18 protein-coding genes and 5 pseudogenes are annotated in these 24596 nt (G+C 62.7%); 10 read left to right on the forward strand and 13 right to left on the reverse strand.

Features of this window, described 5'->3' with window-relative positions; genetic code table 11:
- Positions 1-8: 8 nt before the first annotated feature.
- Positions 9-1472, reverse strand: a complete 1464-nt coding sequence (gene rpsA, locus DC31_RS05765) for a 30S ribosomal protein S1 (protein WP_036278023.1) — start codon at positions 1470-1472, stop codon at positions 9-11.
- Between the two features lie 210 nt (positions 1473-1682).
- On the opposite strand from rpsA, the gene DC31_RS05770 reads away from it, so the two are divergent.
- The 4 genes and pseudogenes from DC31_RS05770 (at position 1683) to DC31_RS05780 (ending at position 4028) form a co-directional block, all read left to right on the forward strand.
- Positions 1683-2222, forward strand: a complete 540-nt coding sequence (locus tag DC31_RS05770) for a hypothetical protein (RefSeq protein ID WP_152545352.1) — start codon at positions 1683-1685, stop codon at positions 2220-2222.
- Complete coding sequence (locus DC31_RS16875) at positions 2216-2680, forward strand: hypothetical protein (protein WP_051606468.1); 465 nt, start codon at positions 2216-2218, stop codon at positions 2678-2680. Before DC31_RS05770 ends, DC31_RS16875 begins: the two co-directional genes overlap by 7 nt.
- Before the next feature lie 53 nt (positions 2681-2733).
- Entirely contained in the window at positions 2734-3057 is a 324-nt protein-coding gene (locus DC31_RS05775) for a hypothetical protein (RefSeq protein ID WP_051606470.1), read from the forward strand.
- Between the two features lie 51 nt (positions 3058-3108).
- Positions 3109-4028: pseudogene (locus DC31_RS05780) on the forward strand (5'-3' exonuclease).
- A gap of 41 nt (positions 4029-4069) precedes the next feature.
- Here the strand turns inward: DC31_RS05780 and DC31_RS05785 are convergent.
- Positions 4070-5056 (reverse strand): PHP domain-containing protein, encoded by a 987-nt coding sequence (locus tag DC31_RS05785; protein ID WP_036278029.1) that lies wholly within the window; start codon positions 5054-5056, stop codon positions 4070-4072.
- A 6-nt stretch (positions 5057-5062) separates the two neighbouring features.
- A complete protein-coding gene (trpD, locus tag DC31_RS05790) occupies positions 5063-6127 on the reverse strand; it encodes an anthranilate phosphoribosyltransferase (RefSeq protein ID WP_036278313.1) in 1065 nt (354 codons plus the stop codon).
- A gap of 142 nt (positions 6128-6269) precedes the next feature.
- Here trpD and ctaE point away from each other — a divergent pair.
- The 5 genes and pseudogenes from ctaE (at position 6270) to DC31_RS05815 (ending at position 11280) form a co-directional block, all read left to right on the forward strand.
- A pseudogene (gene ctaE / locus DC31_RS05795) lies at positions 6270-6961 on the forward strand (aa3-type cytochrome oxidase subunit III).
- A gap of 20 nt (positions 6962-6981) precedes the next feature.
- Positions 6982-7785, forward strand: a complete 804-nt coding sequence (qcrC, locus tag DC31_RS05800; RefSeq protein WP_036278033.1) for a cytochrome bc1 complex diheme cytochrome c subunit — start codon at positions 6982-6984, stop codon at positions 7783-7785.
- Positions 7786-7878: 93 nt separating this feature from the next.
- Entirely contained in the window at positions 7879-8898 is a 1020-nt protein-coding gene (gene qcrA / locus DC31_RS05805; protein ID WP_051606471.1) for a cytochrome bc1 complex Rieske iron-sulfur subunit, read from the forward strand.
- Positions 8895-10708: pseudogene (qcrB, locus tag DC31_RS05810) on the forward strand (cytochrome bc1 complex cytochrome b subunit). The gene qcrA and the pseudogene qcrB overlap by 4 nt, the downstream one beginning before the upstream one ends.
- 153 nt (positions 10709-10861) lie before the next feature.
- Positions 10862-11280 (forward strand): annotated as a pseudogene (locus tag DC31_RS05815) (rhodanese-like domain-containing protein).
- 68 nt (positions 11281-11348) lie between these two features.
- Here the strand turns inward: DC31_RS05815 and DC31_RS05820 are convergent.
- From DC31_RS05820 to DC31_RS05840, 5 genes and pseudogenes are all read right to left on the reverse strand, one after another.
- Positions 11349-11783, reverse strand: coding sequence for a cytochrome c oxidase subunit 4 (locus tag DC31_RS05820; RefSeq protein ID WP_036278036.1), 435 nt, complete (start codon positions 11781-11783; stop codon positions 11349-11351).
- Positions 11784-11786: 3 nt separating this feature from the next.
- Positions 11787-13481: an aa3-type cytochrome oxidase subunit I gene (gene ctaD, locus DC31_RS05825; protein ID WP_152545357.1), complete on the reverse strand. Its 1695-nt coding sequence runs from the start codon at positions 13479-13481 to the stop codon at positions 11787-11789.
- Between the two features lie 59 nt (positions 13482-13540).
- Positions 13541-14451 (reverse strand): annotated as a pseudogene (ctaC, locus tag DC31_RS05830) (aa3-type cytochrome oxidase subunit II).
- 96 nt (positions 14452-14547) lie between these two features.
- Positions 14548-14910 (reverse strand): iron-sulfur cluster insertion protein ErpA, encoded by a 363-nt coding sequence (gene erpA / locus DC31_RS05835; protein ID WP_036278041.1) that lies wholly within the window; start codon positions 14908-14910, stop codon positions 14548-14550.
- 77 nt (positions 14911-14987) lie between these two features.
- On the reverse strand, positions 14988-16397 hold the full coding sequence (locus DC31_RS05840) for a dipeptidase (RefSeq protein ID WP_036278044.1): 1410 nt from the start codon (positions 16395-16397) through the stop codon (positions 14988-14990).
- Here DC31_RS05840 and DC31_RS05845 point away from each other — a divergent pair.
- Positions 16396-17007: a DUF3043 domain-containing protein gene (locus DC31_RS05845; protein ID WP_051606474.1), complete on the forward strand. Its 612-nt coding sequence runs from the start codon at positions 16396-16398 to the stop codon at positions 17005-17007. The two genes, DC31_RS05840 and DC31_RS05845, sit on opposite strands and share 2 nt — an antisense overlap.
- On the opposite strand, the gene DC31_RS05850 is transcribed toward DC31_RS05845, so the two are convergent.
- The 5 genes from DC31_RS05850 to dnaE form a co-directional block, all read right to left on the reverse strand.
- Positions 16982-18022, reverse strand: a complete 1041-nt coding sequence (locus tag DC31_RS05850) for a quinone-dependent dihydroorotate dehydrogenase (protein WP_036278048.1) — start codon at positions 18020-18022, stop codon at positions 16982-16984. The genes DC31_RS05845 and DC31_RS05850 overlap by 26 nt on opposite strands.
- A gap of 10 nt (positions 18023-18032) precedes the next feature.
- Positions 18033-18509, reverse strand: coding sequence for a transcriptional regulator NrdR (gene nrdR, locus DC31_RS05855; RefSeq protein ID WP_036278051.1), 477 nt, complete (start codon positions 18507-18509; stop codon positions 18033-18035).
- 4 nt (positions 18510-18513) lie between these two features.
- On the reverse strand, positions 18514-19842 hold the full coding sequence (hisD, locus tag DC31_RS05860; RefSeq protein WP_036278054.1) for a histidinol dehydrogenase: 1329 nt from the start codon (positions 19840-19842) through the stop codon (positions 18514-18516).
- Between the two features lies 1 nt (position 19843).
- Positions 19844-21001, reverse strand: coding sequence for a hypothetical protein (locus tag DC31_RS05865; RefSeq protein ID WP_036278056.1), 1158 nt, complete (start codon positions 20999-21001; stop codon positions 19844-19846).
- Positions 21002-21064: 63 nt separating this feature from the next.
- Positions 21065-24583, reverse strand: a complete 3519-nt coding sequence (dnaE, locus tag DC31_RS05870; RefSeq protein ID WP_036278059.1) for a DNA polymerase III subunit alpha — start codon at positions 24581-24583, stop codon at positions 21065-21067.
- Positions 24584-24596 lie beyond the last annotated feature (13 nt).

Below are 24596 nucleotides of genomic sequence, written 5' to 3' on the forward strand. Positions count from 1 at the left end.
TGGCGTTATTACGCGTTGCCGCCCGAGAGCTTCTCGCGGAGAGCCGCAAGAGCCTCGTCGTCAGCAAGTGTGCCTGCGCCGGTGACGTCGTTCGTGAACGACTGTCCCACAGCGCCACCGAAGTCGTCGCCTGCGGCGGCCTCGGCCTCGGCTGCCTTGGCAACCGCAACCTTGTGAGCTTCCCAGCGAGTCTGAGCAGCAGCGTATTCCTGCTCCCATGCCTCGCGCTGGGTATCGAACCCGTCCTTCCACGCGCCGGTCTCGGCGTCGAAGCCCTCGGGGTACTTGTACTCGCCGTTGTCGTCGTACTCAGCGAGCATGCCGTACAGGGCAGGGTCGAACTCGGTGCCGGTGGGGTCAACCGACTCGTTGGCCTGCTTGAGCGACAGCGAGATGCGACGACGCTCGAGGTCGATGTCGATGACCTTGACGAAGACCTCTTCGCTAACCGACACAACCTGCTCAGCCAGCTCGACGTGCTTACTGGAGAGCTCAGAGATGTGCACGAGGCCCTCGATGCCGTCTGCGACGCGAACGAACGCACCGAACGGAACGAGCTTGGTGACCTTACCCGGTGCGATCTGGCCGATCGCGTGGGTACGGGCGAAGACCTGCCACGGGTCTTCCTGCGTTGCCTTCAGGGACAGCGAGACGCGCTCGCGCTCGAGGTCGACCTCGAGGATCTCGACGGTGACTTCCTGTCCGACCTCGACGACCTCGGAGGCGTGCTCGATGTGCTTCCAGGACAGCTCGGAGACGTGCACGAGGCCGTCAACGCCACCCAGGTCGACGAACGCACCGAAGTTGACGATCGAGGAGACCTGGCCCTTGCGGACCTGGCCCTTGTGCAGGTTGTTGAGGAAGTTCGAGCGCGACTCGGACTGCGTCTGCTCGAGCAGAGCGCGGCGCGAGAGGACGACGTTGTTGCGATTCTTGTCCAGCTCGAGGATCTTCGCCTCGATCTCCTGGCCCAGGTAAGGGGTCAGGTCGCGGACGCGACGCAGCTCGATGAGCGATGCCGGCAGGAAGCCGCGGAGGCCGATGTCGACAATGAGTCCACCCTTGACGACCTCGATGACGGTACCGGTGACGACACCGTCGTCTTCCTTGATCTTCTCGACGTCTCCCCAGGCACGCTCGTACTGTGCGCGCTTCTTGGAGAGGATCAGACGGCCTTCTTTGTCTTCCTTCTGGAGAACAAGAGCCTCGACCTCGTCGCCGACCTTGACGACGTCGTTGGGGTCAACATCGTGCTTGATGGAAAGTTCGCGGGAGGGGATGACACCCTCAGTCTTGTATCCGACGTCGAGGAGAACCTCATCGCGGTCGATCTTGACGATCGTTCCTTCGATGATGTCGCCGTCGTTGAAGAACTTCAGAGTCTTCTCGACCGCGGCCAGGAAGTCCTCAGCAGATCCGATGTCGTTGATGGCGACCTGCTTGGTGGCCGGGGCGGTCGTTGCGGTAGTCATGTAGTGGATTGTCCTTGTGGGTGATAACTCGGGCTTTCGGTTCTCGTGCAGACACGAGAGAATTCCGAAAGCAAATGGGATTTGGTGTGAACGTCAGCCGGGCGCGCGTGCGCACGTCACGAATGACACTTCAGATTATCAGAGAATCGCCCCCACCGTGTCTGTGGATAACTCCGACGGGATGCGGCGGCTTCGGGTTACCGTGATCGAGTGACTTTCCCCCGATCGAAGATGAACCGGATCAGGATGTTGGCGCTGCTCGCCCTCGCCGCAGGAACCCTGAGCGCCTGCACCCCGGCGCCAGAGCCGACCCCGACACCGACGGCCGCGTTCGCGAGCGAGGCGGAGGCCTTTGCAGCGGCGGAAGAGGTTTATCGGGCGTACCTGATGGCAGCGGCGCAACGAGCTGAAGGGGATGCAACTGCAGCCCCCGAAGCGTATCTTTCGGGCCCAGCGTTGGAGGCCGATCTCCAGGCACAGCGCGACCTCAAAAGTAAGGGCATCCGCATCGTCGGCGCGAGCACGATCCGGCAGTTTGTCGGGCTGAAGGCCGATGTCAACGGGATGGTGGCTCTTGTTTCCGCCGAGGTGTGTGTCGACATTTCTGAGTCCCGCATCCTTGATCAGGACGACTCAGACATCACTCCGCTCAACCGTCCGCAGCTCGGGAAGCTCGACGTTGAATTCTCGGGTGATGCCACAGAACTGCTGATCTCCACGTCACTGCCATCCGAGGACTCCGAATGCTAGTTTCCGCATTCGTTCTGCCCCTCCTCCTGGGCGGCCTCGTCGTTCCCGCTAGCGCTCCCCAATGCGACCTATCGACGCTGCAGGTACTTGGATACTGCCCCAATGACGACAACAACGGCAACGAAATCGTCATCGACGGGACTCAACCCGGCTCCGGAACCCCAGGTACCTCCCCGATCGGCGACTGGGACGACGACTGGGACGAGGGCGACGGCGACGCGACTCCGTTGCCCCCTCCGAAGGACCTCACCTTCGTTGAGTGCCTCACCAACTGGGACAGCTACATCCGGTGCTTCGAGGGCAGTGAAGACCCAGATCCCGCGGCACCCACAGAAGAGGTCACGGCCGAGATTCCCGCGATCACCATCGCCGATGTCGCTCGCTTCGCGCCGGACGGGTCTGTGCTCGCTGGCGAACCCGGCAACGTCGGGGTCGCCGGACTGCGACGAACTTCGTAGCGACAGCATCCGCCCACACTGTCAACGGCGCACTTTTTGGCTTCCCCATTGCAGTGCGCTTTACTCCGTCCGGTTATGATTTCTCTTTCGGCGACGGCTCATCCGTCACTACGTCCTCCGGCGGTCAGTCCTGGGTCGTTCTCGGCCAGGCACAGTTCACTCCGACGTCTACGAGCCACACCTACCCAGAGCGCGGCAGCTATTTCGCGCAGGTCAACGTGCGCTACACGGCCGAAGTTGACTTCGGCATCGGCTGGTTCCCGATCTCCGGCGAGGTTACCTCTGTCGGGCCACCTGAGGAGATCCGCATCTTCGAGGCGCACACCGCACTGGTCGCAAATACCTGCCAGCAGGCGCCTGGCTCCCCCGGCTGCTGATGCTGGGACATTCGAGCCAGTGCAAGGCTGCCCCTGTGCAAAGCTGAACCCATGAGCGAAAAGCTGATGCTGTTAGACACTGCTTCCCTTTACTTTCGGGCGTTCTACGGCGTTCCCGACAAGGTGAAGGCGCCGAACGGCGCTCCGGTGAATGCGGTGCGCGGATTGCTCGACATCATCGCCAAGCTCGTGAAGCTTTACGAGCCGACCCACATCGTCGCCTGCTGGGACGACGACTGGCGGCCCCAGTGGCGGGTCGATCTCATCCCGAGCTACAAGTCACACCGGGTCGTCGAAGTCACTGCGGTCGGCCCCGACGCGAAGAGGTGCCCGATCCGCTCGAGGTGCAGATCCCGGTCATTCGCGAGGCTCTCGCAGCCCTCCGCATCCCGATTATTGGAGTGACAGCGCACGAAGCCGACGACGTCATCGGTACTCTCGCCACACTTGCCACGATGCCGGTAGACATCGTTACGGGCGACCGCGACCTTTTCCAGCTTGTCGACGATGCTCGCAGCGTCCGGGTCATCTACACCGCTCGCGGCATGAGCAACCTTGAGATCGTCACCGACCAGACCGTCGTCGCAAAGTACGGGGTGCTTCCCTCGCAGTACGCCGACTTCGCGACCCTGCGCGGCGATGCCTCAGACGGGCTTCCCGGCGTTGCGGGGGTGGGTGACAAGACCGCCGCAACTCTGGTGCAAGCGCACGGTGATCTCGCCGGCATCCGCGCCGCCGCCGAAACAGGCGAAGGGATGAGCGCGAGTGTGCGCAACAAGATGATCACGGCATCCGTCTATCTCGACGTCGCCCCAACGGTCGTGAAGGTCGCGACCGCACTCGACATCGTTCCCCCCGCGGATGCCATACGCGCGCTCGATCCCGCAGAACAAGATGCTGCGACAGCTCTCGCCGAGCAGTGGAACCTCGGCGGCTCAATGGAGCGGGCGATAGCCGCACTCACGAAATAGTGTGCCGGGTTCACTAGCGCCGCAGCTTCAGTGGCGCCGCGTCACTCCGCCCACGCCCGCAACCGTTCCACGCCCCACGTCGTGACGATGCGCTCCGGCGGCACCCCGGCCTGCTCTGCACGCTCGGCCCCGTAATCCAGCAGCGAAAGATGACCCGGCGCGTGCGCATCGGAATCGAGCGAAAAGAGGCACCCGGCGTCCAGTGCGATGGCGATGAGGTCATCCGGCGGGTCTTGTCGTTCCGGACGAGAGTTGATCTCGACCGCGACGCCGTGCTCTGCGCAGGCGTCGAAAACCGCACGCGCATCGAACTGCGACTGTGCGCGCATGCCGCGCTCTCCCTGAACGAGCCGGCCAGTGCAATGCCCGAGCACGTTGACTCGCGGATTGGACACCGCGGCGAGCATGCGCTTCGTCATCGGCCTGGATTCCATGCGCAGCTTCGAATGCACGGATGCCACGACGATGTCGAGTTCACCGAGAAGCGCGGCGTTCTGATCGAGAGCGCCGTCATCGAGAATGTCAACCTCGATACCCGCGAACATCGTAAACGTCGCCGTCGACTCTGCACGCACGAGCGGGATCTGCTCGCGGAGCCGCTCAGCCGACAGCCCCCGCGCAATCTTGAGTCGCGGCGAATGATCTGTGATCGCCAGATATTCGTGGCCGAGCGCACGCGCAGCATCCGCCATGGTGGCGATCGATGTGGTTCCGTCTGACCAGTCGGTGTGCGAGTGCAGGTCGCCTCGCAGCTTGGCCCGAAGCAATGACGTCCGCTCGGGCTCGACCTCGCCGCGCAACTCGACCAGGTACTCGGGGATCTCCCCTGCTTGCGCCTGCCGGATCACGGCAAATGTCGAGTCGCCGATGCCTTTTGCAGCCCGAAGCCTGGTCGGGTCGCCCCGCACCTCGTCTGGGAGATCCTGAAGCGTGGCCGCGGCTTGCCGGAAGGCCTTCGCCCGATACCTGGAAACCCGCTCACGCTCAAGAAGCGTTGCAATCTCGAGCAGAGCGGCGACCGGATCCATGGCGACTCAGGCTGATGCGAGTTCGCGGGTGGTGTTCACCCACGCGTCCAGCTTCGCGGCCGCACTGCCATCATCGATTGCGGCCTGTGCACGGTCGTAGCCTTCACGGAGGCGGTCGAGAATCGGTCGCTGCACCTGAGAGGCGTCCTGAGAAAGTTCGAATGCGACGATCCCCGCCGCGGCGTTCAGCAACACGATGTCGCGCACCGCTCCGCGCGTGCCGGACAAAGTGTCACGAAGTACGCCGGCGTTGTGCTCCGGAGACCCGCCGATGAGGTCAGCGAGGTCTGCGGTCGGGATGCGGAGATCGCGCGGATCGAGGTCGTGCTCGTGAATGTCACCGCGGGTGACTTCCCAGATGCGGCTGTGACCGGTCGTTGTCAGCTCGTCAAGGCCATCATCGCCGCGGAACACCAGCGCGGTCGCACCACGAGTACGGAACACGCCCGTGATCAGCGGCACCCGCTCGAGCTGGGCAACGCCGACAGCATTCGCCTCGGCTCGTGCGGGGTTGCAGAGCGGGCCGAGCATGTTGAACACCGTCGGCACACCGAGTTCTCCGCGCGCGGCACCGGCGTGCTTGAAGCCGGGGTGGAAAGCCGCAGCCCACGCGAACGTGATCCCGATGCGTTCGAGAACAGTCGCGACGTCCTCTGGGGAAAGCGAGAGCTGCAACCCCAGCGCACCAAGTACGTCGGATGAGCCAGATGCAGAGCTTGCTGCCCGGTTGCCGTGCTTCACCACGGGGATGCCGGTCGCGCCAATGATGATCGCCGCGGTGGTCGAGATGTTAACGGTTCCCACGCGATCGCCGCCGGTGCCGACGATGTCAAGCACATTCGGCGAAACCGGCAGCGGCACTGCCGCCTCGAGGATCGCATCGCGGAATCCGACAATCTCGTCGATCGTCTCTCCCTTTGCACGAAGAGCGATCAAGAACCCGGCAAGCTTCGCGTCTGAGACGTTCCCCTGCATCACCTCACGCATCGCCCAGGTTGACTCCCACACGCTGAGATCGCGGCGCTCCAAAAGAGTCGTGAGAACGTCGGGCCACGTCAGGGAATCTGCCATGACTGAGATCTTATCGGCGCGAATGAAATCCTTTTGCGCGTACGGATGGCGCTGCATCCTTGTTTTCCCTTGAATTCATGGACAATTCGCAGTGTTCTCTTAGGGTCCCCTAAGTAAGAGAACAGGGAATCGGGTGTCGAGGATGCAAGAATCACCTCCGCAGATCGGCCATAATGGAGGAGTGACCACCTCAGCGACCTATGCCCCGGCGGCAAGAACCATCAAGCGCCCCAACCCGGTAGCTGTCGGCACCATTGTGTGGCTCGGCAGTGAAGTGATGTTCTTCGCGGGACTGTTCGCGATCTACTTCACGCTCCGCAGCACCTCTCCTGAGTTGTGGGCCGTGCGCACGGAACTGCTGAACGTTCCCTTCGCCGCAGTCAACACCGCCATCCTGGTGCTCTCCTCTGTGACCTGCCAGATGGGCGTGTTCGCAGCGGAAGACCTCCAGTCCTACCGGATCAAGAAGGGCGGTGTGAACGGCGCAGGCCGTCGCCGCCTGTTCGGCTGGGGAATGGTCGAGTGGTTCTGGCTCACCTTCGCGCTCGGCGCGATCTTCGTCTCCGGCCAGGTCTGGGAATACGCCCAGCTCGTCGCCGAAGGTTGCCGATCCAAGCTGACGCCTACGCCTCGGCCTTCTACATCACGACTGGCTTCCACGCCCTTCACGTCACCGGCGGACTCATCGCGTTCCTGCTCATCATGGGTCGCGCGTTCGCTGTCAAGAACTTTGCACATAAAGAGGCGACCTCCGCGATCGTTGTGTCCTACTACTGGCACTTCGTCGACGTCGTCTGGATTGTGCTGTTCTTCGTCATCTACTTCCTGAAATAAGAGCGGAGCTGACCTGCGAAATGGCACGAGAGAAGAAGCGTCGCTCGAACGGACGCCGTAGCCCCCTGGCTGCAGCAGCATTGATTGGAGCAGGCCTCCTCATCACCGGCGGTATCTACGCCGGTGCGTCTGCGGCGATAGCGGCAACCGACACCCAGACGACGGCGAGCACTCAGCTCACAGTCGACGATGGCGAGAAGCTATTCCAGGCGAACTGCGCCACCTGTCACGGCCTCGACTTGCAGGGCACGGCCAACGGCCCGAGCCTCTACGGCGTCGGTGAGCTCTCGGTTGAGTTCCAGCTGGCCACCGGCCGGATGCCGTTGCAGATGCAGGGCCCGCAGGCTCCGCAGAAGACACCGCAGTTCACGCAGCCGCAGATCGACGCCATGGCATCGTTCGTGCAGACCATCGCTCCGGGGCCGACCTACCCCGCAGCTGAGATCCTTGACGGCGAAGGTGACGTTGCCCACGGCGCTGAGCTCTTCCGCGTCAACTGCGCGATGTGCCACAACGTCGCCGCCGCCGGTGGAGCACTCACCGAGGGCAAGTACGCCCCGGGGCTTGCCAACACCAGCGCACTGCACATCTACGCGGCCATGGTCACCGGCCCGCAGAACATGCCGGTGTTCGGCGACATGAACCTGTCAGACGACGACAAGCGCGACATCATCTCCGCACTGCTGTATCAGCAGGAAGCAGTAGAGATCGGTGGCTTCTCGCTCGGCAACCTGGGTCCGGTTTCTGAGGGCCTGTTCATCTGGATCTTCGGCATCGGCGGCCTGGTCGCCATCTCCGTGTGGATCACGGCGAAGTCCAACTGACACTTTTTTCATCGAAGAGGAACGTACGAGGAGCACCATGGCACAGACGACGACTCGCAGGCTCTTGACAGGGCCTACCAGCCCTCTCCGGGGCTGGGTGTCGCAGTCAGCGATCCCGTGCACAACCCGGGTCTTCCGCCGCATCGCGAACGGATGACCGATAAGGATCCGCAAGCTGAAAAGCGCGCGGTCCGTACGGTGTACACGCTTTTTTATCTGTCGCTCGCTGGCAGCATCTGGGCGGTAGCGGCATACATGCTGTTCCCGATCGAGGACCAGTCGTTGATGTCGATTCGATACAACAACCTCTTCATCGGGCTCGGCATTGCGCTTGCTCTGCTGTGCCTCGGCATTGGCGCCATCCACTGGTCCAAGGCGCTCATGTCCGACAAGGAGCACATCGAGATGCGTCACCCCACCCGGGGTCGCGACTCGACACGTGAAGCTGCCATCAAGGCATTCTCGGATGCGAACGAAGAGTCTGGCTTCGGCCGGCGCACGATGATCCGTAACTCGCTGTTCGCAGCGGTCATTGCATCGATCATTCCCGGCGTTGCTCTCTTCCGTGGTCTCGCTCCGCACAGCACCCCGGACAACCCCACCGCGGGCGATCCGGTCGCGCTGCTGCAGCACACCATGTGGGCCAAGGGACAGCGGCTGGTACGCGACCCCGACGGCACCCCAATCCGCGCATCGGATGTCACGCTGGGATCTGCGTTCCACGTGATCCCGGAAGATCTCGCGAACCTCTCGCACCACGACGGCTACCTCGAAGAGAAGGCCAAGGCAATCGTGCTGATGATGCGTCTTCGTCCCGAGCAGCTCATCGAGGTGGAAGAGCGCAAGGACTGGTCTTACGACGGCATCGTCGCGTACTCCAAGGTCTGCACCCACGTCGGATGCCCCGTTGCACTGTACGAGCAGCAGACGCACCACCTGCTCTGCCCCTGCCACCAGTCGCAGTTCGACGTCACCGACCACGCCAAGGTCATCTTCGGTCCGGCAGCACGCCCGCTGCCTCAGCTGCCGATCATGGTCGATGAAGAGGGCTATCTCGTCGCGCGTAGCGACTTCACCGAGCCTGTTGGCCCGAGCTTCTGGGAGCGCCATTGAGCACCGCAACGCTGTCCAAAGAGGACAAGGACACTAAAGCACCGCTCGGCGGTCGCTTCGTTGGTGCCGCGTCGAACTACATCGATGAGCGCACCAGTCTCTCCGGTTTCGTCAAGGAACTTGGACGAAAGATCTTCCCCGACCACTGGTCGTTCATGCTCGGCGAGATCGCTCTGTGGAGCTTCGTCGTCGTGTTCATCTCCGGGTCGTTCCTGACTTTCTTCTTCGACGCTTCGATGGTGCCGACGCACTACACCGGTGCATACGTGCCCATGCGTGGCATCGAGATGTCGGCGGCACTCGAGTCGACGCTCCACATCTCCTTCGATCTGCGCGGTGGTCTACTGGTTCGCCAGATCCACCACTGGGCGGCGCTCGTGTTCGTGGCCGGCATCGGCGTGCACATGCTGCGTGTGTACTTCACCGGCGCATTCCGCAAGCCCCGCGAGCTGAACTGGGTGATCGGTTTCGTGCTGTTCATCCTGGCTCTCGCTGAGGCTTCACCGGCTACTCGCTTCCCGATGACCTGCTCTCGGGCAATGGCCTCCGCATCATCGACGGCATGGTCAAGGGCATCCCGCTCATCGGCACTTGGACGTCGTTCCTGCTCTTCGGTGGCGAGTTCCCCGGTAGCGACATCGTCGGACGCCTGTATTCGCTGCACATCCTGTTGCTGCCTATGCTGGTCATCGCGTTGATCGCGGTGCACCTCATGCTCATGATCATCAACAAGCACACGCAGTTCGCTGGCCCCGGCCGCACGAATGACAACGTCGTGGGCTACCCGATGATGCCGATCTACATGTCCAAGATGGGCGGCTACCTGTTCCTCGTCTTCGGCACGATCGTGCTGATCGCGACGTTCTTCCAGATCAACCCGGTCTGGGCGTACGGTCCCTATGACCCCTCCCCTGTGTCGGCGGGTACTCAGCCTGACTGGTACATCGGGTTCGCGGATGGCGCGCTGCGCCTGGCGCCCCCGCATCTGGACATCACCTTCCTGGATCGGACACTGTCACTCGGCATCCTTATTCCGGTTGCTGTCCTCGGTCTGTTCATCGTCCTCGTCGCGATCTATCCCTTCATTGAAGCGTGGGTCACGGGCGACAAGCGTGAGCACCACCTCGCTCAGCGCCCGCGCAACGCCGCAACGCGCACCGCGATCGGTGTCGCCGGCGTTATCTTCTACGCGGTCCTGTGGGCGGCTGCATCCTCCGACCTCATCGCCACGCACTTCATGCTGACGATGGAAGGCGTGATCCACACACTGCAGGCGTTGCTGATCCTCGGCCCGATCCTCGGCTACTTCGTCGCCAAGCGCATCTGCATCGCGCTGCAGAAGAAGGACCGTGAGATCGTTCTGCACGGCTACGAGTCGGGGCGCATCGTCCGCCTCCCCGGGGGTGAGTTCATCGAAGTTCACCAGCCAGTCGAGACGTACGACCGTTGGAAGCTTATTGACGTCGACAACTACGAACCACTCGTGGTGCGTCCGAACGCTCAGGGTCGAATCCCATGGACGGAGAACCTGCGTTCTTCGATGTCTCGCTGGTTCTACGAAGACCGTCTCGCGCCGCTCACGCAGGCAGAGGTTGCGGCCGCTGATGCACACCAGCACCACGTCACGGCTCACACCGCGGAGATTGAGGCCGAAGAGATCCAGGGCGCTCACGAGCGTGCTGGTGCCCCTGACGCCCCGCTGCATCCGGAGGTCGAAACACACGTGGGCGAACAGCCGAACACACCGAGCTCGGTCATCGCGACCGATCCGGTGAAGAAGCCCAAGAAGAAGTCGGAGGACGGCGAGTAACTTTCGTTCTCCAAAAGGGAAGCCCCGTCCGCTTGGACGGGGCTTCCCTTTTTTTGCATACAAGTTTCAAAGCGCGTGATTTATCTCAAACCGGGCACCGGGTCGCCGATGCCAGCCCACCCCGCCCTCCTCGGACAGGAATATCATGAGCACATGATTGATCCTGCTGACTTCTTCGCCGCCAAGCTCGCCTACGAGACCGACGCCAGCGACGTGTACGCCGCTCAGAAGGCCGGAGAGGATGTCGTGGTCATCGATGTCCGCTCCGACGAGGCGTGGGCCCAGGGGCGCGTTCCTGGTGCGATCCACATGCACTACAGCGAGATCGCGTCACGCGCACCGCAAGAGATCGCCAAGGATGCGAGTGTCGTTGTCTACTGCTGGAGCCCAGGATGCAACGCCGGCGCCAAGGGCGCCTGGAGTTCGCGAAGCTTGGCTACACCGTACGTGAAATGATCGGCGGCTTCGAGTACTGGGTTCGCGAGGGCTATCCGGTGGCAGACGCCGAGGGCACACATCGCCGCCCCATCGATCCGCTCACGGGTGTCCCCCGCATCCGCACTCGCGCTTGAGCGGGTATAAACACCTAGGCAACGCAGAAGCCTCTGGATCTCTCCAGAGGCCTTCAACAAAACAGAACTCAGCGGGCGAAGTTGCCTCGGTAGTACTCGTAGACCCAGCCGACGATCGCCACGAAGAAGATTGCGACACCGATCGGCAGGAGGAAGTGTCCGACAGCCATTCCGACCAGGAACACGGCCGCGGATGCCGCAAGAACAATGGGCCACCACGACCAGGGGCTGAACTCACCGAGCTCAGGGTCACCGTCATCGATGTCGGCCGTCAGAATGTCTTCGGGTAGCTCGCCACCCTGGGACTTGTGAGTGCGGTCAAGATAGACCGCAATCATGGCCGACATCAGCGCAACGAACAGCAGCGCCACAGTGCCGACCCATTCGACCTTGTTGACGGGCAGGGCATCGGGGTGGGCAACGATATTCCACACCGTGTACATCGCAGAGACGATGAAGAAGAAGCCGGTGAGAATCCACCAGAGAACGACGTTAGAACGCATAGCTTAGTTGGCCTCTCCGCTCGCACCGGCGCGGGCCGGCTCAGGCGCGGCGACAGGGTGTTCTGCAGCCTCAGGGTGATTCAGATCGAACGCGGGACGCTCACTTCGGATACGCGGGATCGACGTGAAGTTGTGGCGCGGCGGCGGGCAGCTGGTCGCCCACTCGAGCGAACCGCCGTAGCCCCACGGGTCATTGACGGTGACCTTGGGCGCCTTGCGCGCGGTAATCCAGACGTTCAGGAAGAACGGCAACATCGAAGCACCGAGGATGATCGCACCGATCGTTGAAACCTGGTTGCCCCAGGTCCAACCGTCAGCCTCCGAGTAGTCCGCATAGCGACGCACCATGCCATCCACACCCAACCAGTGCTGAATGAGGAAGGTCATGTGGAAGCCGACGAACAGCATCCAGAAATGCACATAGCCGAGCCGCTCATTCAGCATCCGCCCCGTCCACTTCGGCCACCAGAAGTAGAAGCCGGCGAACATCGCGAACACGACGGTGCCGAAGACGACGTAGTGGAAGTGAGCAACAACGAAGTACGTGTCGCTGATGTGGAAGTCAAGCGGAGGGGCTGCGAGGATGACACCGGTCAGACCACCGAAAACGAACGACACCAGGAAGCCCAGCGCGAACACCATCGGCGTTTCGAAGGTCACAGACCCTCGCCAGAGCGTTCCGATCCAGTTGAAGATCTTCACACCCGTCGGCACTGCGATGAGCATGGTCATCAGCGCGAAGAAGGGCAGCAGCACACCGCCGGTGACGTACATGTGGTGTGCCCACACCGCGACCGAAAGTGCCGCGATCGCGATCGTCGCGTAGATCAGAGTCTTGTATCCGAAGATCGGCTTGCGGCTAAACACCGGGAAGATCTCCGAGACGATGCCGAAGAACGGCAGCGCAATAATGTACACCTCAGGGTGACCGAAGAACCAGAACAGGTGCTGCCAGAGGAGAACACCACCGTTGGCCGGGTCGAAGATGTGAGCACCCAGGATGCGGTCGGCCGCTGCTGCGAAGATCGCCGCTGCGAGCACCGGGAAGGCCATCAGAATCAGAAGGCTCGTGATCAGCGTGTTCCAGGAGAAGATCGGCATACGCCACATCGTCATGCCGGGAGCGCGCATGGTGATCACGGTCGTGATGAAGTTCACCGCACCGAGGATCGTTCCGAAACCGGACATACCGAGTCCGACCATCCAGAGGTTTCCACCGGCGCCAGGCGTGAAGGTCGCACTGGCCAGCGGCTGGTAAGCGAACCACCCGAACGATGCGGCGCCCTGCGGGGTGAGGAAGCCGGCGACAGCGATGATCGAGCCGAAGGCGAACAGCCAGAACGCGAACGCGTTCAGACGCGGGAACGCCACGTCTGGTGCACCGAGCTGCAGTGGCAGGATCGCGTTTGCGAATCCGGCGAACAGCGGGGTTGCGAACATGAGCAGCATGATCGTGCCGTGCATGGTGAACAGCTGGTTGTACTGCTCTTTCGTCGGGACGATCTGCATCCCGGGAGCGAACAGCTCGGCGCGGATGACGAGAGCCATCACGCCGCCGAGGAGGAAGAAGAGCACCGAGGCGATCAGGTACATGTACCCGATGGTCTTGTGATCAGTGGAGGTGATCCACTTGACGACGATGTTGCCCTTTTGCTCGGTACGCGAGGTGCTCATCAGAGCGGCCTGGCGGGCCGGCATCGCAGTGGGGCGAGCGCCAGCCGTCTGGCCGGGCATCTCAGTGGTGGTCGACATGAGCCTTATTCTCCCTCGTCCTCGGAGTTCGTGCTGGACGGGGCGCCGGTGCCCGGGAAGTTACCGAGGCGGTCGTATGCGTCAGCGATGTTGCCGGTGTTGCCCTCGTCGCGAAGCGACTCGACGTATGCGTCGTACTCATCCTGTTCGACGACCTTCACGTTGAAGAGCATCATCGAGTGGTATTCGCCGCAGAGCTCGGCGCATTTGCCGTCGTACTCCCCGACCCTGGTCGGGATGAAGGACCAAGAATTGTCCTTGCCGATGTACATGTCTTTCTTGTACAGGAAGTCGATGATCCAGAACGAGTGGATGACGTCACGTGACTGAAGGCTGATGTGCACCTTCTTGTCGACCGGAAGCACCAGAGTCGGAAGCTTCTCCGTGTCGATGTTGCCATCCGCGTCAGGCTGAGCCTGAACGCCCATCGTCCATACGGCATCGGAGAGGTCGTCATCCTCGCCGCCGTACATGAAGTCGAAGGCCCACTGCTTACCGATCGCAGTGATCTCGACCTCTGCGTCGTCGCCCCACTGCGTCTCGATCGAAGCTTGGTCGCGCACCGTGAAGAAGAACATTCCCATGACGAGCACCAGCGGGATGATCGTGTAGAAGATCTCGATCGGCATGTTGTAGCGCAGTTGAACGGGCAGACCGGTCTGGCCCTTGCGGCGGCGGTATGCCACCGCGGCCCAGCCCATCAGTGCCCACGTGATCACGCCGACGACGAGCAACACGATCCACGAGTTGACCCAGAGGCCTGCAACTCGCTCGGTCTGGTTCGTAGCGGCTGTGCCGTCTCTACGAAGCCCGGGAGGAATCCGTGAAGTTCGGTGGGAGAACATCCCGCCAAAGCCACGGCTGCCGCGATTCCGACTGGAATAGCGGCCCAACGGAGGCGGCGTTTCGAGGGCACGATGCACCTTTCAAGATGACGGACAAGGCCTACCCAAGTCTAGGGCAACCTCACACCTGATTCATGCCAACCACGCAGGTCAGGCTCGGGTAACGCTCAGTGGAAGCTGTCTCCACATGCGCAGCTGCCGCCTGCATTCGGGTTGTCGATCGTGAAACCCTGCTCTGAAATCGTGTCCTTGAAGTCGATGGACGCGCCATCGAGGTACGGCACGCTCATGTTGTCGACGATGACCTCCACGCCGTCGAAGTCGACGGTCTCGTCGCCTTCGAGGAAGCGCTCGTCGAAGTAGAGCTGGTAGATCAGGCCCGAACATCCACCGGGCTGGACAGCAACGCGCAGACGCAGGTCATCGCGGCCTTCCTGCTCAAGAAGGTTCTTCACCTTGGTGGCTGCCGCGTCGGTGAGTTTGACGCTGTGCATGGCTGTGGAGGGCGTAGTCAGTGTGGTGTCGCTCATGTCGCTCCTTGTGACGGGCCGCGCGTACTGGCGGCGGATGTTCTGATTCTACCTTCGGGGGCCGGTGAGGGCACTGGTCACAGCGTGATGGCGTTCATTCGAGTCAGCATCAGGGCCTCCGTGGCCACGGCATGCCGAAATGTGTCCAGATGCAGCGATTCATTGGGACTGTGAGCCCGCGCGTACGGGTCTTCCACTCCGGTGACGAGAATCTGCGCGTTGGGGAACACTCGCACGAGGTCAGCAATGAACGGAATCGACCCACCCACCCCGAGATCCACCGGCTCTTTGCCGTAGCCATCTGCCATCGCCTGGCGTGTCAGCCCGACCGCCCAGCCGCTGGTGTCGACGAGGAATCCGTCGCCAAGGTCGAGGTCGGAGAAAGTCAGTTCAGCGCCAAACGACGTGTGCTCGCGCAAGTGCGCCTCCAACGCCGCGTACGCCTCTTCACCGCTCTGGCCAGGCGCGACGCGGGCGCTGATCACGACCGTCACCTCCGGCAGCAGCGTGTTGGATGCCGAGGCAACACTCGTCGCGTCGATACCGATGACCGTCACGGCTGGTTTATTCCAGATCCTGCTCAGGATGCTGTCCCGCCCGATCGGCGACGTTCCTGGCAGTAGCCCCGCCTCATCCCGCAGGGTCTCTTCTGAGTACTCGGGGGTCGCCGCGTCGCGCTCGGCCATTCCGGCAACCGCGACCGCACCGTCCTCGTCCCAGAGCGTCGAGAGCAACCGCACGGTCGCCATCATCGCGTCAGGCACCGCTCCCCCGTACATGCCTGAGTGCGAGGCGTGATCCAGCGTGCGTACCTTCAGCGTGAAGCGTGCGTTTCCGCGCAGCGAGACGGTGAGGGCCGGCGTTGTCGTGTCCCAGTTTCCCGAATCGGCGACGACGATGGCGTCGGCACGGAGCGCTTCGGTGTTATCGCTGAGGAACTGCGCGAACGAGCGGGACCCGTACTCCTCTTCGCCTTCGATGAACATCGCCACCCCCAGTTCGAGGTCGTCACCGAGGATTTCAGCAACCGCACGCAGCGATGCGATGTGCGCCATGACGCCGGCCTTGTCATCTGCGGCGCCGCGGCCATAGAGACGTCCGTTGCGCACGGTGGGCTCAAAGGGCGGGGTCTCCCAGAGCTCATCCGCTCCGGGAGGCTGTACGTCGTGGTGCGCGTAAAGCAAAATGGTGGGTTTACCGTTTCGGGCTGCCCGCGTCGCGAGAACCGCCGGCTGCCCGTGTTCGTCGGTCCCGGGGATCGCGGCGCGCAGCACGCGGACGTCGTCGAACACTCCAGTACCCGTCGCAAGCGCAGCCACCCGTTCAGCGCTGCGCTCAAGCTGCGTCTGATCGAACGACGGCCATGCCATGCCAGGGATTCGCACGAGATCGCCCAGATCGGATAACGCCGAGGGGATGCCCGTTGCCACAGCCTCGAGGACAGCCGTTTCAATCGCGGGGTCTGCAGTGAGCGGCTTTGAAGTCATGCGAGTAATCTTAGGTGAACCCCCGTTTTTCTATCCGAGGAGCCTCGTGGCCACTTCCACCCCATCGACGAACGACGACTCCGCAGAGACGCCAGTCGTCGGTAAGGGACGCGCGACGCCGAGTCGCGCGGAGCAAGAAGCTGCGCGCAGGCGACCGCTGGTAGCCGACACCAAGGAAGCGCGCGCCGCGGCAAAAGTCCAGATGCGGGAGCAGCGCGAACGTGCGCAGGCCGGCATGGCCGCCGGCGACGACAGGTACCTGCCGGCGCGCGACAAGGGACCGCAGCGCCGTTGGGTACGCGACTACGTCGACGCCGGATGGCATCTCTCCGAGTGGGTCATGGCGCTCATGGTCATCGTCATCCTGGTGTCACTGGTGCCAGATCCGACGTTCTCGTTCTTTGCCTTCGTCGGCCTCTGGGCGTTCATCGTCGTTGCGGTGATCGACATGGTTCTGCTCGGCATGCGTGTCAAGAAGAAGGTCGCCGCGAAGTTCGGCAAGGACCGCATGGGAAAGGGCCTCGGCTGGTACGCCGCGATGCGCGCCCTTCAGATGCGCTTCATGCGTCTGCCGAAGCCGCAGGTCAAGCGCGGCCAGTACCCGGCCTGACCCGCAGCCCACGGTTGATCTGACGCGCCCAGAGCGGGCCGCGGTAGAGGAACGCCGTGTAGCCCTGCACCAGGGTGGCACCGGCATCCAATCGCGCCTGCACGTCGCTTGCCGTCTCCACTCCACCGACCGAAATCACGCAAAAGTCATCCGGTACGGTTGCGCGCACGATCCGCAGTACTTCCATCGACCTGTCGCGCAGCGGTGCACCGGAGAGTCCGCCGGCGCCGGCGGCTTCGACGACGGCCGCGTCCGTCTTGAGCCCTGACCGAGCGATCGTGGTGTTGTGGGCGATGATGCCATCGAGCCCCTCAGTAACGGCGAGCCGCGCGATCGCTTCGATCTCTTCGTCTGGCAGATCTGGCGCGATCTTGACCAGAAGCGGCGTCACTCCCGCAGCTTTTTTCACCGCGCGCAGCAACGGGGCGAGGGTCTCTACTGCCTGCAGGCCGCGCAGCCCTGGCGTGTTCGGCGACGACACGTTGACGGCCAGATAGTCCGCCAGCGGTGCGAGCGTTATCGCGCTTGCCACATAGTCGGCGGTGGCGTCGCTGACATCGACGACGCGACTCTTGCCAATATTCACGCCCACGATTGTCTTCGGGCGTCGCCTGCGCAGCTTCGCAAGGCGCTTGGCGGCAGCATCCGCGCCCGCGTTATTGAAGCCCATTCGGTTGATGACCGCGCGATCCGGGACGAGCCGGAACAGGCGAGGCTTGGGATTGCCGTCCTGTGGGATCGCGGTAATCGTGCCGATCTCGACGTGACCGAACCCGAGGGCTGCGAGGCCACGCACACCGATCGCATTCTTGTCGAAGCCTGCGGCGACGCCGAAGGGCGAATCGAAGGAGAGTCCCAGCGTGCTGACCCGCAGGTCACTGCTCGGCGCGGTGACCGCTCGCGTAGCGGCAGACAGCGGCGGAACACCGAGCACCCGAATCACCGCCATGGCTGCATGGTGGGCGAACTCGGGGTCGAAGCGCGACAGAACGACGCGAAAGAGCAGCGGATACATCCCTGCCAGATTACCCGTCGACGGGCTCTCGATCCGCTTCGATGTGGTCGGCACGCAGATCTGTGATCGCGCTCTCGAAATCATCCAGCGATTCAAACGCCTGGTAGACGCTCGCAAAGCGGAGGAATGCTACCTCATCAAGATCGCGGAGCGGTCCGAGAATGGCGAGGCCGATCTCGTTCGTATCGAGCTGCGACACCCCGGTCTGTCGGACAGCCTCTTCCACACGCTGGGCGAGCACGGCGAGGTCGGCCTCGGTGACCGGCCGTCCCTGACACGCCTTACGCACTCCGGAGATGACCTTCTCGCGGCTGAACGGCTCCATGACTCCAGAGCGCTTGATCACGTTCAGACTGGCCGTCTCGGTGGTGCTGAAGCGTCCGCCGCACTCCGGGCACTGACGACGGCGGCGAATGGAGAGACCATCATCGCTGGTACGGGAGTCGATCACACGGGAGTCAGGATGACGACAGAAGGGGCAGTGCATGGTGTTACAGCGTAGCCGCTCGCTCGGTGCCTGCCTGGAAGCGCGCTTCAATAGCTTCGCCGTGCGCGGGGAGCACTTCGACATTCGCTAGCGCAACAATCCCCTCGCGCACTGCGGCAAGAGCCGCGTGATCGTAGGAGATTACTTGCTGTGGACGAAGGAACGTATACGCACCAAGCCCGGGTGCGTAACGCGCCTGGCCGCCGGTCGGAAGCACGTGGTTACTGCCGGCCATATAGTCGCCGAGACTTACCGGCGTCTGGTCGCCGACGAAGACCGCGCCAGCGCTGGTGAAAGCGGATGCCGCGCCCTCAGCGTCGATCAGGTGAAGTTCGAGGTGCTCTGGGGCGTAGGCGTTGCTGAACGCCGTCGCCACGGCACGGTCATCGACCAACACGATCGCTGACTGCGGACCGGCGAGGGCAACGCCTACCCGCTTGCTGTGCCTCGTGGCGGCAGCGATCTCGGCGACCTCTAGAGCAACACGCTCAGCCAGAGCCTCATCATCGGTAACGAGTACCGCAGACGCCTGCTCGTCGTGCTCAGCCTGGCTCACCAGATCGGCCGCGATAAGTCGTGCGTCAGCCGCAGAATCAGCAACCACGAGGATTTCGGTAGCACCCGCTTCGGAATCCGTGCCGACCACGCCGGCGACTGCACGCTTCGCGGAGGCGACATAGTTGTTCCCGGGTCCGGAGACAACATCGACCGGATCGAGACCGAGGTCCGAGACACCGTAGGCGAAGGCGCCGATCGCGCCCGCGCCGCCCATGGCGTACACCTCGTGAATGCCGAGGAGCCCTGCCGCGGCGAGGATCACCGGGTGCACGCGGCCGTCCTGATCTTTCTGCGGCGGAGAAGCGAGTGCGATCTGCTCAACGCCAGCGACCTGCGCCGGCACGACATTCATAATCACGCTTGAGGGATAGACAGCCTTGCCGCCAGGAATGTAGACGCCAACCCGCGACACCGGCTGCCAGCGCTGCGTGATGCGGGCCCCTGGTCCGATATCTGTCACTCTGACGTCTGGCACCTGCGCCGTCGACGCTTGCCGTACGCGGCGGATTGCCTCTTCGAGCGCGGCCCGGATCTCGGGTGTCAAGGCCGCGACAGCCTCGTCGATGTGGTCGGCGGGCACGCGGATGGCGTGGCCGGTGACCCCATCAAACTTCTCTGCCTGGGCGCGCAGCGCATCCTCTCCCGTGGTGCGAACGTCATCGACGATTCGCGCAGCGGTCTCCAGCGCTTCCGCGCGCGCCTGCGCCGCACGGGGAACGGCAGCGAGCATGTCAGCCGGCGAGAGCTGCTGCCCTCGTAGATCGATCGTGCGCACGTCAGCCTTTCGTGATGTCAGTGACGTCGTGCAGATAGCCGATCCGACCGTCATCGTGACGCACGACATAGGCGCCGCCGCGGTCTTCGATCACGAGAGCCCAGGCGTTCGGACCGATGCGGAACAGCGGCGCGCCACGCTCGTCGAGCACATCACGCTCAGTCGGGGCGAGAGCCCAGAACGGCTGTGCCTGCTCTTGAGCGACAGCGGGATCACGGGGTGCGGTCTGGTCGACGTCAAAATCGTCGTCAATATCAAGATCGTCGACGACATCTGCATCGACGTGACTGCGCGAGGAACGCGCATACCCGGGAACGTAGTCGCTCTCGTCGACGTCAGCCACGGTTCCCAGCTCGCCACCGGACGCGTGTGAGGTCAGCGGGACGCTGTCTCCGAAGCCGAGGTGTGCGATTTCGTCGGTCACGTTTTCGTCGGGGTATTCGGCCGCAAACGCTGGCGGAGCTTCAGCAAGAGGCGGGGTCTCAGCAAGAGGCGGGGTCTCTGCAAAAGCCGGGGCCTCTGCAAAAATGGGGGTCTCCCCGTCCGACTCGGTCTCCACAACGGGAGCGACATCAACGACGGGCACTGTCTGGCGCTCCGGTCGCGGACGGGCAACTACCGGACGTGCGGGGTTCGCGTTGCGGTGCGCCAGCGTGACCAAGCGGCCCTGGAAGTCATCGCAAAGGCCCGGGATGATCGGGGCGAAAACGGTGAGAGCGACCAGAGCGAGCATGCCGATCAACTGCACCCAGGGCACCCACACGACGATAGAGACGCCGGTCGCCACCATCGAGGAAATGTACTCCCAGAGCAACTGCGCCCACCACACTGCGGCGACGGAGAAAGCGACCGAGGCGAACTGATCGATCCCCAGCGAACCGACGCGGCGGATGCCCTCGGGAGAGAAACGCCGCAGAACGATGAGGAACACGGCGGCCGTCGGCACAGCGAGTGGCAGGATCCAGGCAACGCCCTGAGCCCAGAGCGTCGGCGCCCAACCGAGCGGGAAGAACGAGGTGACGAAGACGATGAGCCATACGGCGACGATCAGAAGTTCACGAAGAGTGAACCCCAAAATTCCGGGCTGTGGAGTGACGTCCTCTTCGTAGAGCACGCCGTCATCCTCGGTGAAGGGCTCTGCAGGTGCGTCCGTGCTCATGAATCGTGATCCTTTCGACATGGTGCGCGCAGTCTGTATCCGCGCGTCCAACGCGTCCCGATCCTACCCGAGGCAGCCAGGGCCGAGCAGGGATTTGAGGTCGCCGAACAGGTCAGCAGAGACCCTCACCGGCATCGGTACCTCGAAGACTTTGGCGGTTTGCCCCCGATGCACCCTGAGCGTTACCTCGGTCTCGCCGCTGTGCCGGCGAAGTACTTCGGCCAGCTCGTTCATGACACGCTCAGTGGCACGCTGCTCAGCGAGCACGAGCGACAACGGCCCCGCAGTGTCGAATGAACCGATATCAGGCGTGAACGTCGACTGCGCATGAAGGTTGAGACCGTCATCACGCCGAGAGACGCGCCCGCGCACGGCGAGAATGGCATCCTGCTGCAGGGTGTGCTGGAACTCGGTGTAGGTCTTGCCCATGAACATCACGGTGACCTCGCCGTTGAAGTCCTCGACCGTGATCATGCCGTAGGGATTGCCACTGGCCTTCGCCACCCGATGTTGCACGCTGGTCACAAGACCAGCGACAGTGACCTGATCGCCGTCCTGCAGATCTTCGGATGCGAGCAGGTTCTGGATCGAAATCGATGCGTGCTTTGCGAGCGGAACCTCGAGACCCGCGAGCGGGTGGTCAGACACGTAGAGTCCGAGCATTTCGCGCTCGAAGGCCAGTTTGTCTTTCTTGATCCATTCCGGGCGGTCGGGAACCTTTGCTGGTGCGGTCTCTTCAACAGCGTCATAGAGGCTGTCGAAGTCGAACCCGATCGCGCCCTGCGCTTCGTTGCGCTTCTGATCGACGGCCGCCTCGGTGGCATCTTCATGGATCTCCAGGAGTGCACGACGGGTGTTGCCCATCGAGTCGAAGGCGCCAGCCTTGATCAGCGATTCGACGGTGCGCTTGTTCGAGACATGCAGTGGCACCTTCTTGAGGAAATCGTGGAACGAGTCGAAGTTGTCTTTCTGGCGCGCCATAACGATGCCATCGACGACGTTACTGCCGACGTTGCGGACAGCGCCGAGGCCGAAGCGGATGTCGTCCCCGACTGCCGCGAAGAAGTTGATGGACTCACGAACGTCGGGTGGCAGCACCTTGATGCCCATGCGACGGCACTCGTTCAGGTAGATCGCCATCTTGTCTTTGGAGTCGCCGACGCTTGTCAGCAGTGCCGCCATGTATTCGGCGGGGAAATGTGCCTTGAGGTACGCGGTCCAGTACGACACGAGACCGTAAGCGGCGGAGTGCGCCTTGTTGAATGCGTAGTCCGAGAACGGCAGCAGGATCTCCCAGATCGCGTTGACCGCACCATCTGAATACCCGTTGGTGTGCATTCCCGCTCGGAAGCCCTCAAACTGTTTATCCAGTTCGGACTTCTTCTTTTTGCCCATCGCTCGGCGCAGAATATCGGCCTGACCGAGAGTGAAGCCGGCAACCTTCTGCGCGATGGCCATCACCTGCTCCTGATAGATGATGAGGCCGTAGGACTCATTAAGGATCTCGGCGAGCGAGTCTGTGAACTCTGGATGGATCGGGGTGATCGGCTGCAGACCGTTCTTGCGCAGCGCGTAGTTCGTGTGCGAGTTCGCGCCCATGGGGCCTGGTCGGTACAACGCGATGAGTGCCGAGATGTCGCCGAAACTGTCAGGTTTCATCAGGCGCATCAGCGAACGCATCGGCCCGCCGTCGAGCTGGAACACGCCGAGCGAGTCGCCGCGAGCGAGCAGATCGTAGGCACCCTGGTCGTCGAGTTCGAGGTGCTCGAGGTCGAGCTCCTCTCCCCTGTTCGTTCGAATGTTGTCGAGGGCATCCGAAATGATCGTGAGGTTTCGCAGCCCCAAGAAGTCCATCTTGATCAGGCCGAGGGCCTCACACGACGGGTAATCGAACTGCGTGACGATCTGACCGTCCTGCTCACGGCGCATGATCGGGATGATGTCGATCAGCGGTTCGCTCGACATGATGACGCCAGCGGCGTGCACGCCCCACTGGCGTTTCAGACCTTCGAGCCCGATGGCGCGGTCAAAGACCGTCTTCGCCTCTGGATCGGTTTCGATCAGTGCGCGGAACTCACTGGCTTCCTTATAGCGCGGATGCTTCGAGTCGAACATGCCATCCAAAGGCATGTCCTTGCCCATCACGGGCGGCGGCATCGCCTTGGTCAAACGCTCGCCCATGCTGAACGGAAAGCCGAGAACCCGGCCCGCATCCTTCAGCGCCTGCTTGGATTTGATCGTGCCATAGGTGACGATCTGCGCGACGCGCTCGTCGCCGTACTTGTCGGTGACGTAGTCGATCACTTCGCCGCGGCGGCGATCATCGAAGTCGACATCGAAGTCGGGCATCGAGACGCGCTCAGGGTTAAGGAAACGCTCGAAGATCAGGCCGTGCTCAAGCGGGTCAAGGTCTGTGATCTTCATGGCGTACGCGACCATCGAGCCTGCACCGGAACCGCGGCCAGGGCCGACGCGGATGCCGTTCTCCTTCGCCCAGTTGATGAAGTCAGCAACCACGAGGAAGTAGCCGGGGAACCCCATCTGCAGGATGATTCCGGTCTCGTACTCGGCCTGCTTGCGCACCTTGTCTGGGATTCCAGCCGGATACCGATAGTGCAGGCCTGCTTCGACCTCTTTGACAAGCCAGCTGTCTTCGGTCTCGCCCTCTGGCACCGGGAAGTTTGGCATGTAGTTGGCCGAGGTGTTGAACTCGACCTCGCAGCGCTCTGCGATCAGCAACGTGTTGTCACACGCCTCTGGGTGGTCGAGGAAGAGCTGACGCATCTCTTGCGCGGTCTTGATGTAGTAGCCGTCGCCGTCGAATTTGAAGCGGTTCGGATCATCCATCGTCGAGCCGGACTGCACGCACAGCAGCGCGGCATGCGCGTCAGCCTCATGCTGGTGTGTGTAGTGCGAGTCGTTCGTGCCGACCAGCGGGATACTGAGGTCCTTCGAAATCTTCAGCAGATCGGTGATGACGCGGCGCTCGATATCGAGCCCGTGATCCATGATCTCGGCGAAGTAGTTGTCTTTACCGAAGAGGTCTTGAAACTCGGCAGCGGCGGCGCGTGCCGCGTCGTACTGCCCCAGACGAAGACGGGTCTGAATTTCGCCGGACGGGCACCCGGTCGTAGCGATAAGCCCCTTACCGTACGTCTGCAGCAGCTCGCGGTCCATGCGGGGTTTGAAGTACTGGCCCTCAAGACTCGAGAGCGAGCTGAGCCGGAAGAGGTTGTGCATGCCCTCTGTGCTCTGGCTCCACAGGGTCATGTGCGTGTATGCGCCGGAACCAGAGACGTCGTCACGCTTCTGTTCAGGTGCGCCCCAGGCGACTCGCGAGCGGTCGCCGCGATGAGTGCCGGGGGTGACGTAGGCCTCGAGACCAATGATCGGCTTGACGCCGGCCGCATTCGCCGCATTGTAGAACTCGAAGGCCGCGAAGGTGTTGCCGTGATCGGTGACGGCGATCGCAGGCATGCCGTAATCGGCGGCGGCCTGCGTCATCGAATTGATCTTGGCTGCACCGTCCAGCATCGAGTATTCGCTGTGCACGTGCAGGTGAACGAAGGAGTCGGATGCCACGAGTTCGAGTCTA

This window comes from Microbacterium sp. CH12i, assembly GCF_000685355.1.
Lineage (GTDB): Bacteria > Actinomycetota > Actinomycetes > Actinomycetales > Microbacteriaceae > Microbacterium.

Bases quoted from the DNA above. Each gene is read 5' to 3' on its own strand.
- rpsA (WP_036278023.1), bottom strand. From the start codon at position 1,472: ATGACTACCGCAACGACCGCCCCGGCCACCAAGCAGGTCGCCATCAAC.
- qcrC (WP_036278033.1), top strand. From the start codon at position 6,982: ATGGCACGAGAGAAGAAGCGTCGCTCGAACGGACGCCGTAGCCCCCTG.
- nrdR (WP_036278051.1), bottom strand. From the start codon at position 18,509: ATGCACTGCCCCTTCTGTCGTCATCCTGACTCCCGTGTGATCGACTCC.
- ctaD (WP_152545357.1), bottom strand. From the start codon at position 13,481: ATGCCGGCCCGCCAGGCCGCTCTGATGAGCACCTCGCGTACCGAGCAA.
- DC31_RS05785 (WP_036278029.1), bottom strand. From the start codon at position 5,056: ATGGATCCGGTCGCCGCTCTGCTCGAGATTGCAACGCTTCTTGAGCGT.
- DC31_RS16875 (WP_051606468.1), top strand. From the start codon at position 2,216: ATGCTAGTTTCCGCATTCGTTCTGCCCCTCCTCCTGGGCGGCCTCGTC.
- DC31_RS05865 (WP_036278056.1), bottom strand. From the start codon at position 21,001: ATGAGCACGGACGCACCTGCAGAGCCCTTCACCGAGGATGACGGCGTG.
- DC31_RS05840 (WP_036278044.1), bottom strand. From the start codon at position 16,397: ATGACTTCAAAGCCGCTCACTGCAGACCCCGCGATTGAAACGGCTGTC.
- DC31_RS05820 (WP_036278036.1), bottom strand. From the start codon at position 11,783: ATGCGTTCTAACGTCGTTCTCTGGTGGATTCTCACCGGCTTCTTCTTC.
- trpD (WP_036278313.1), bottom strand. From the start codon at position 6,127: ATGGCAGATTCCCTGACGTGGCCCGACGTTCTCACGACTCTTTTGGAG.
- DC31_RS05850 (WP_036278048.1), bottom strand. From the start codon at position 18,022: ATGTATCCGCTGCTCTTTCGCGTCGTTCTGTCGCGCTTCGACCCCGAG.
- DC31_RS05845 (WP_051606474.1), top strand. From the start codon at position 16,396: ATGCGAGTAATCTTAGGTGAACCCCCGTTTTTCTATCCGAGGAGCCTC.
- erpA (WP_036278041.1), bottom strand. From the start codon at position 14,910: ATGAGCGACACCACACTGACTACGCCCTCCACAGCCATGCACAGCGTC.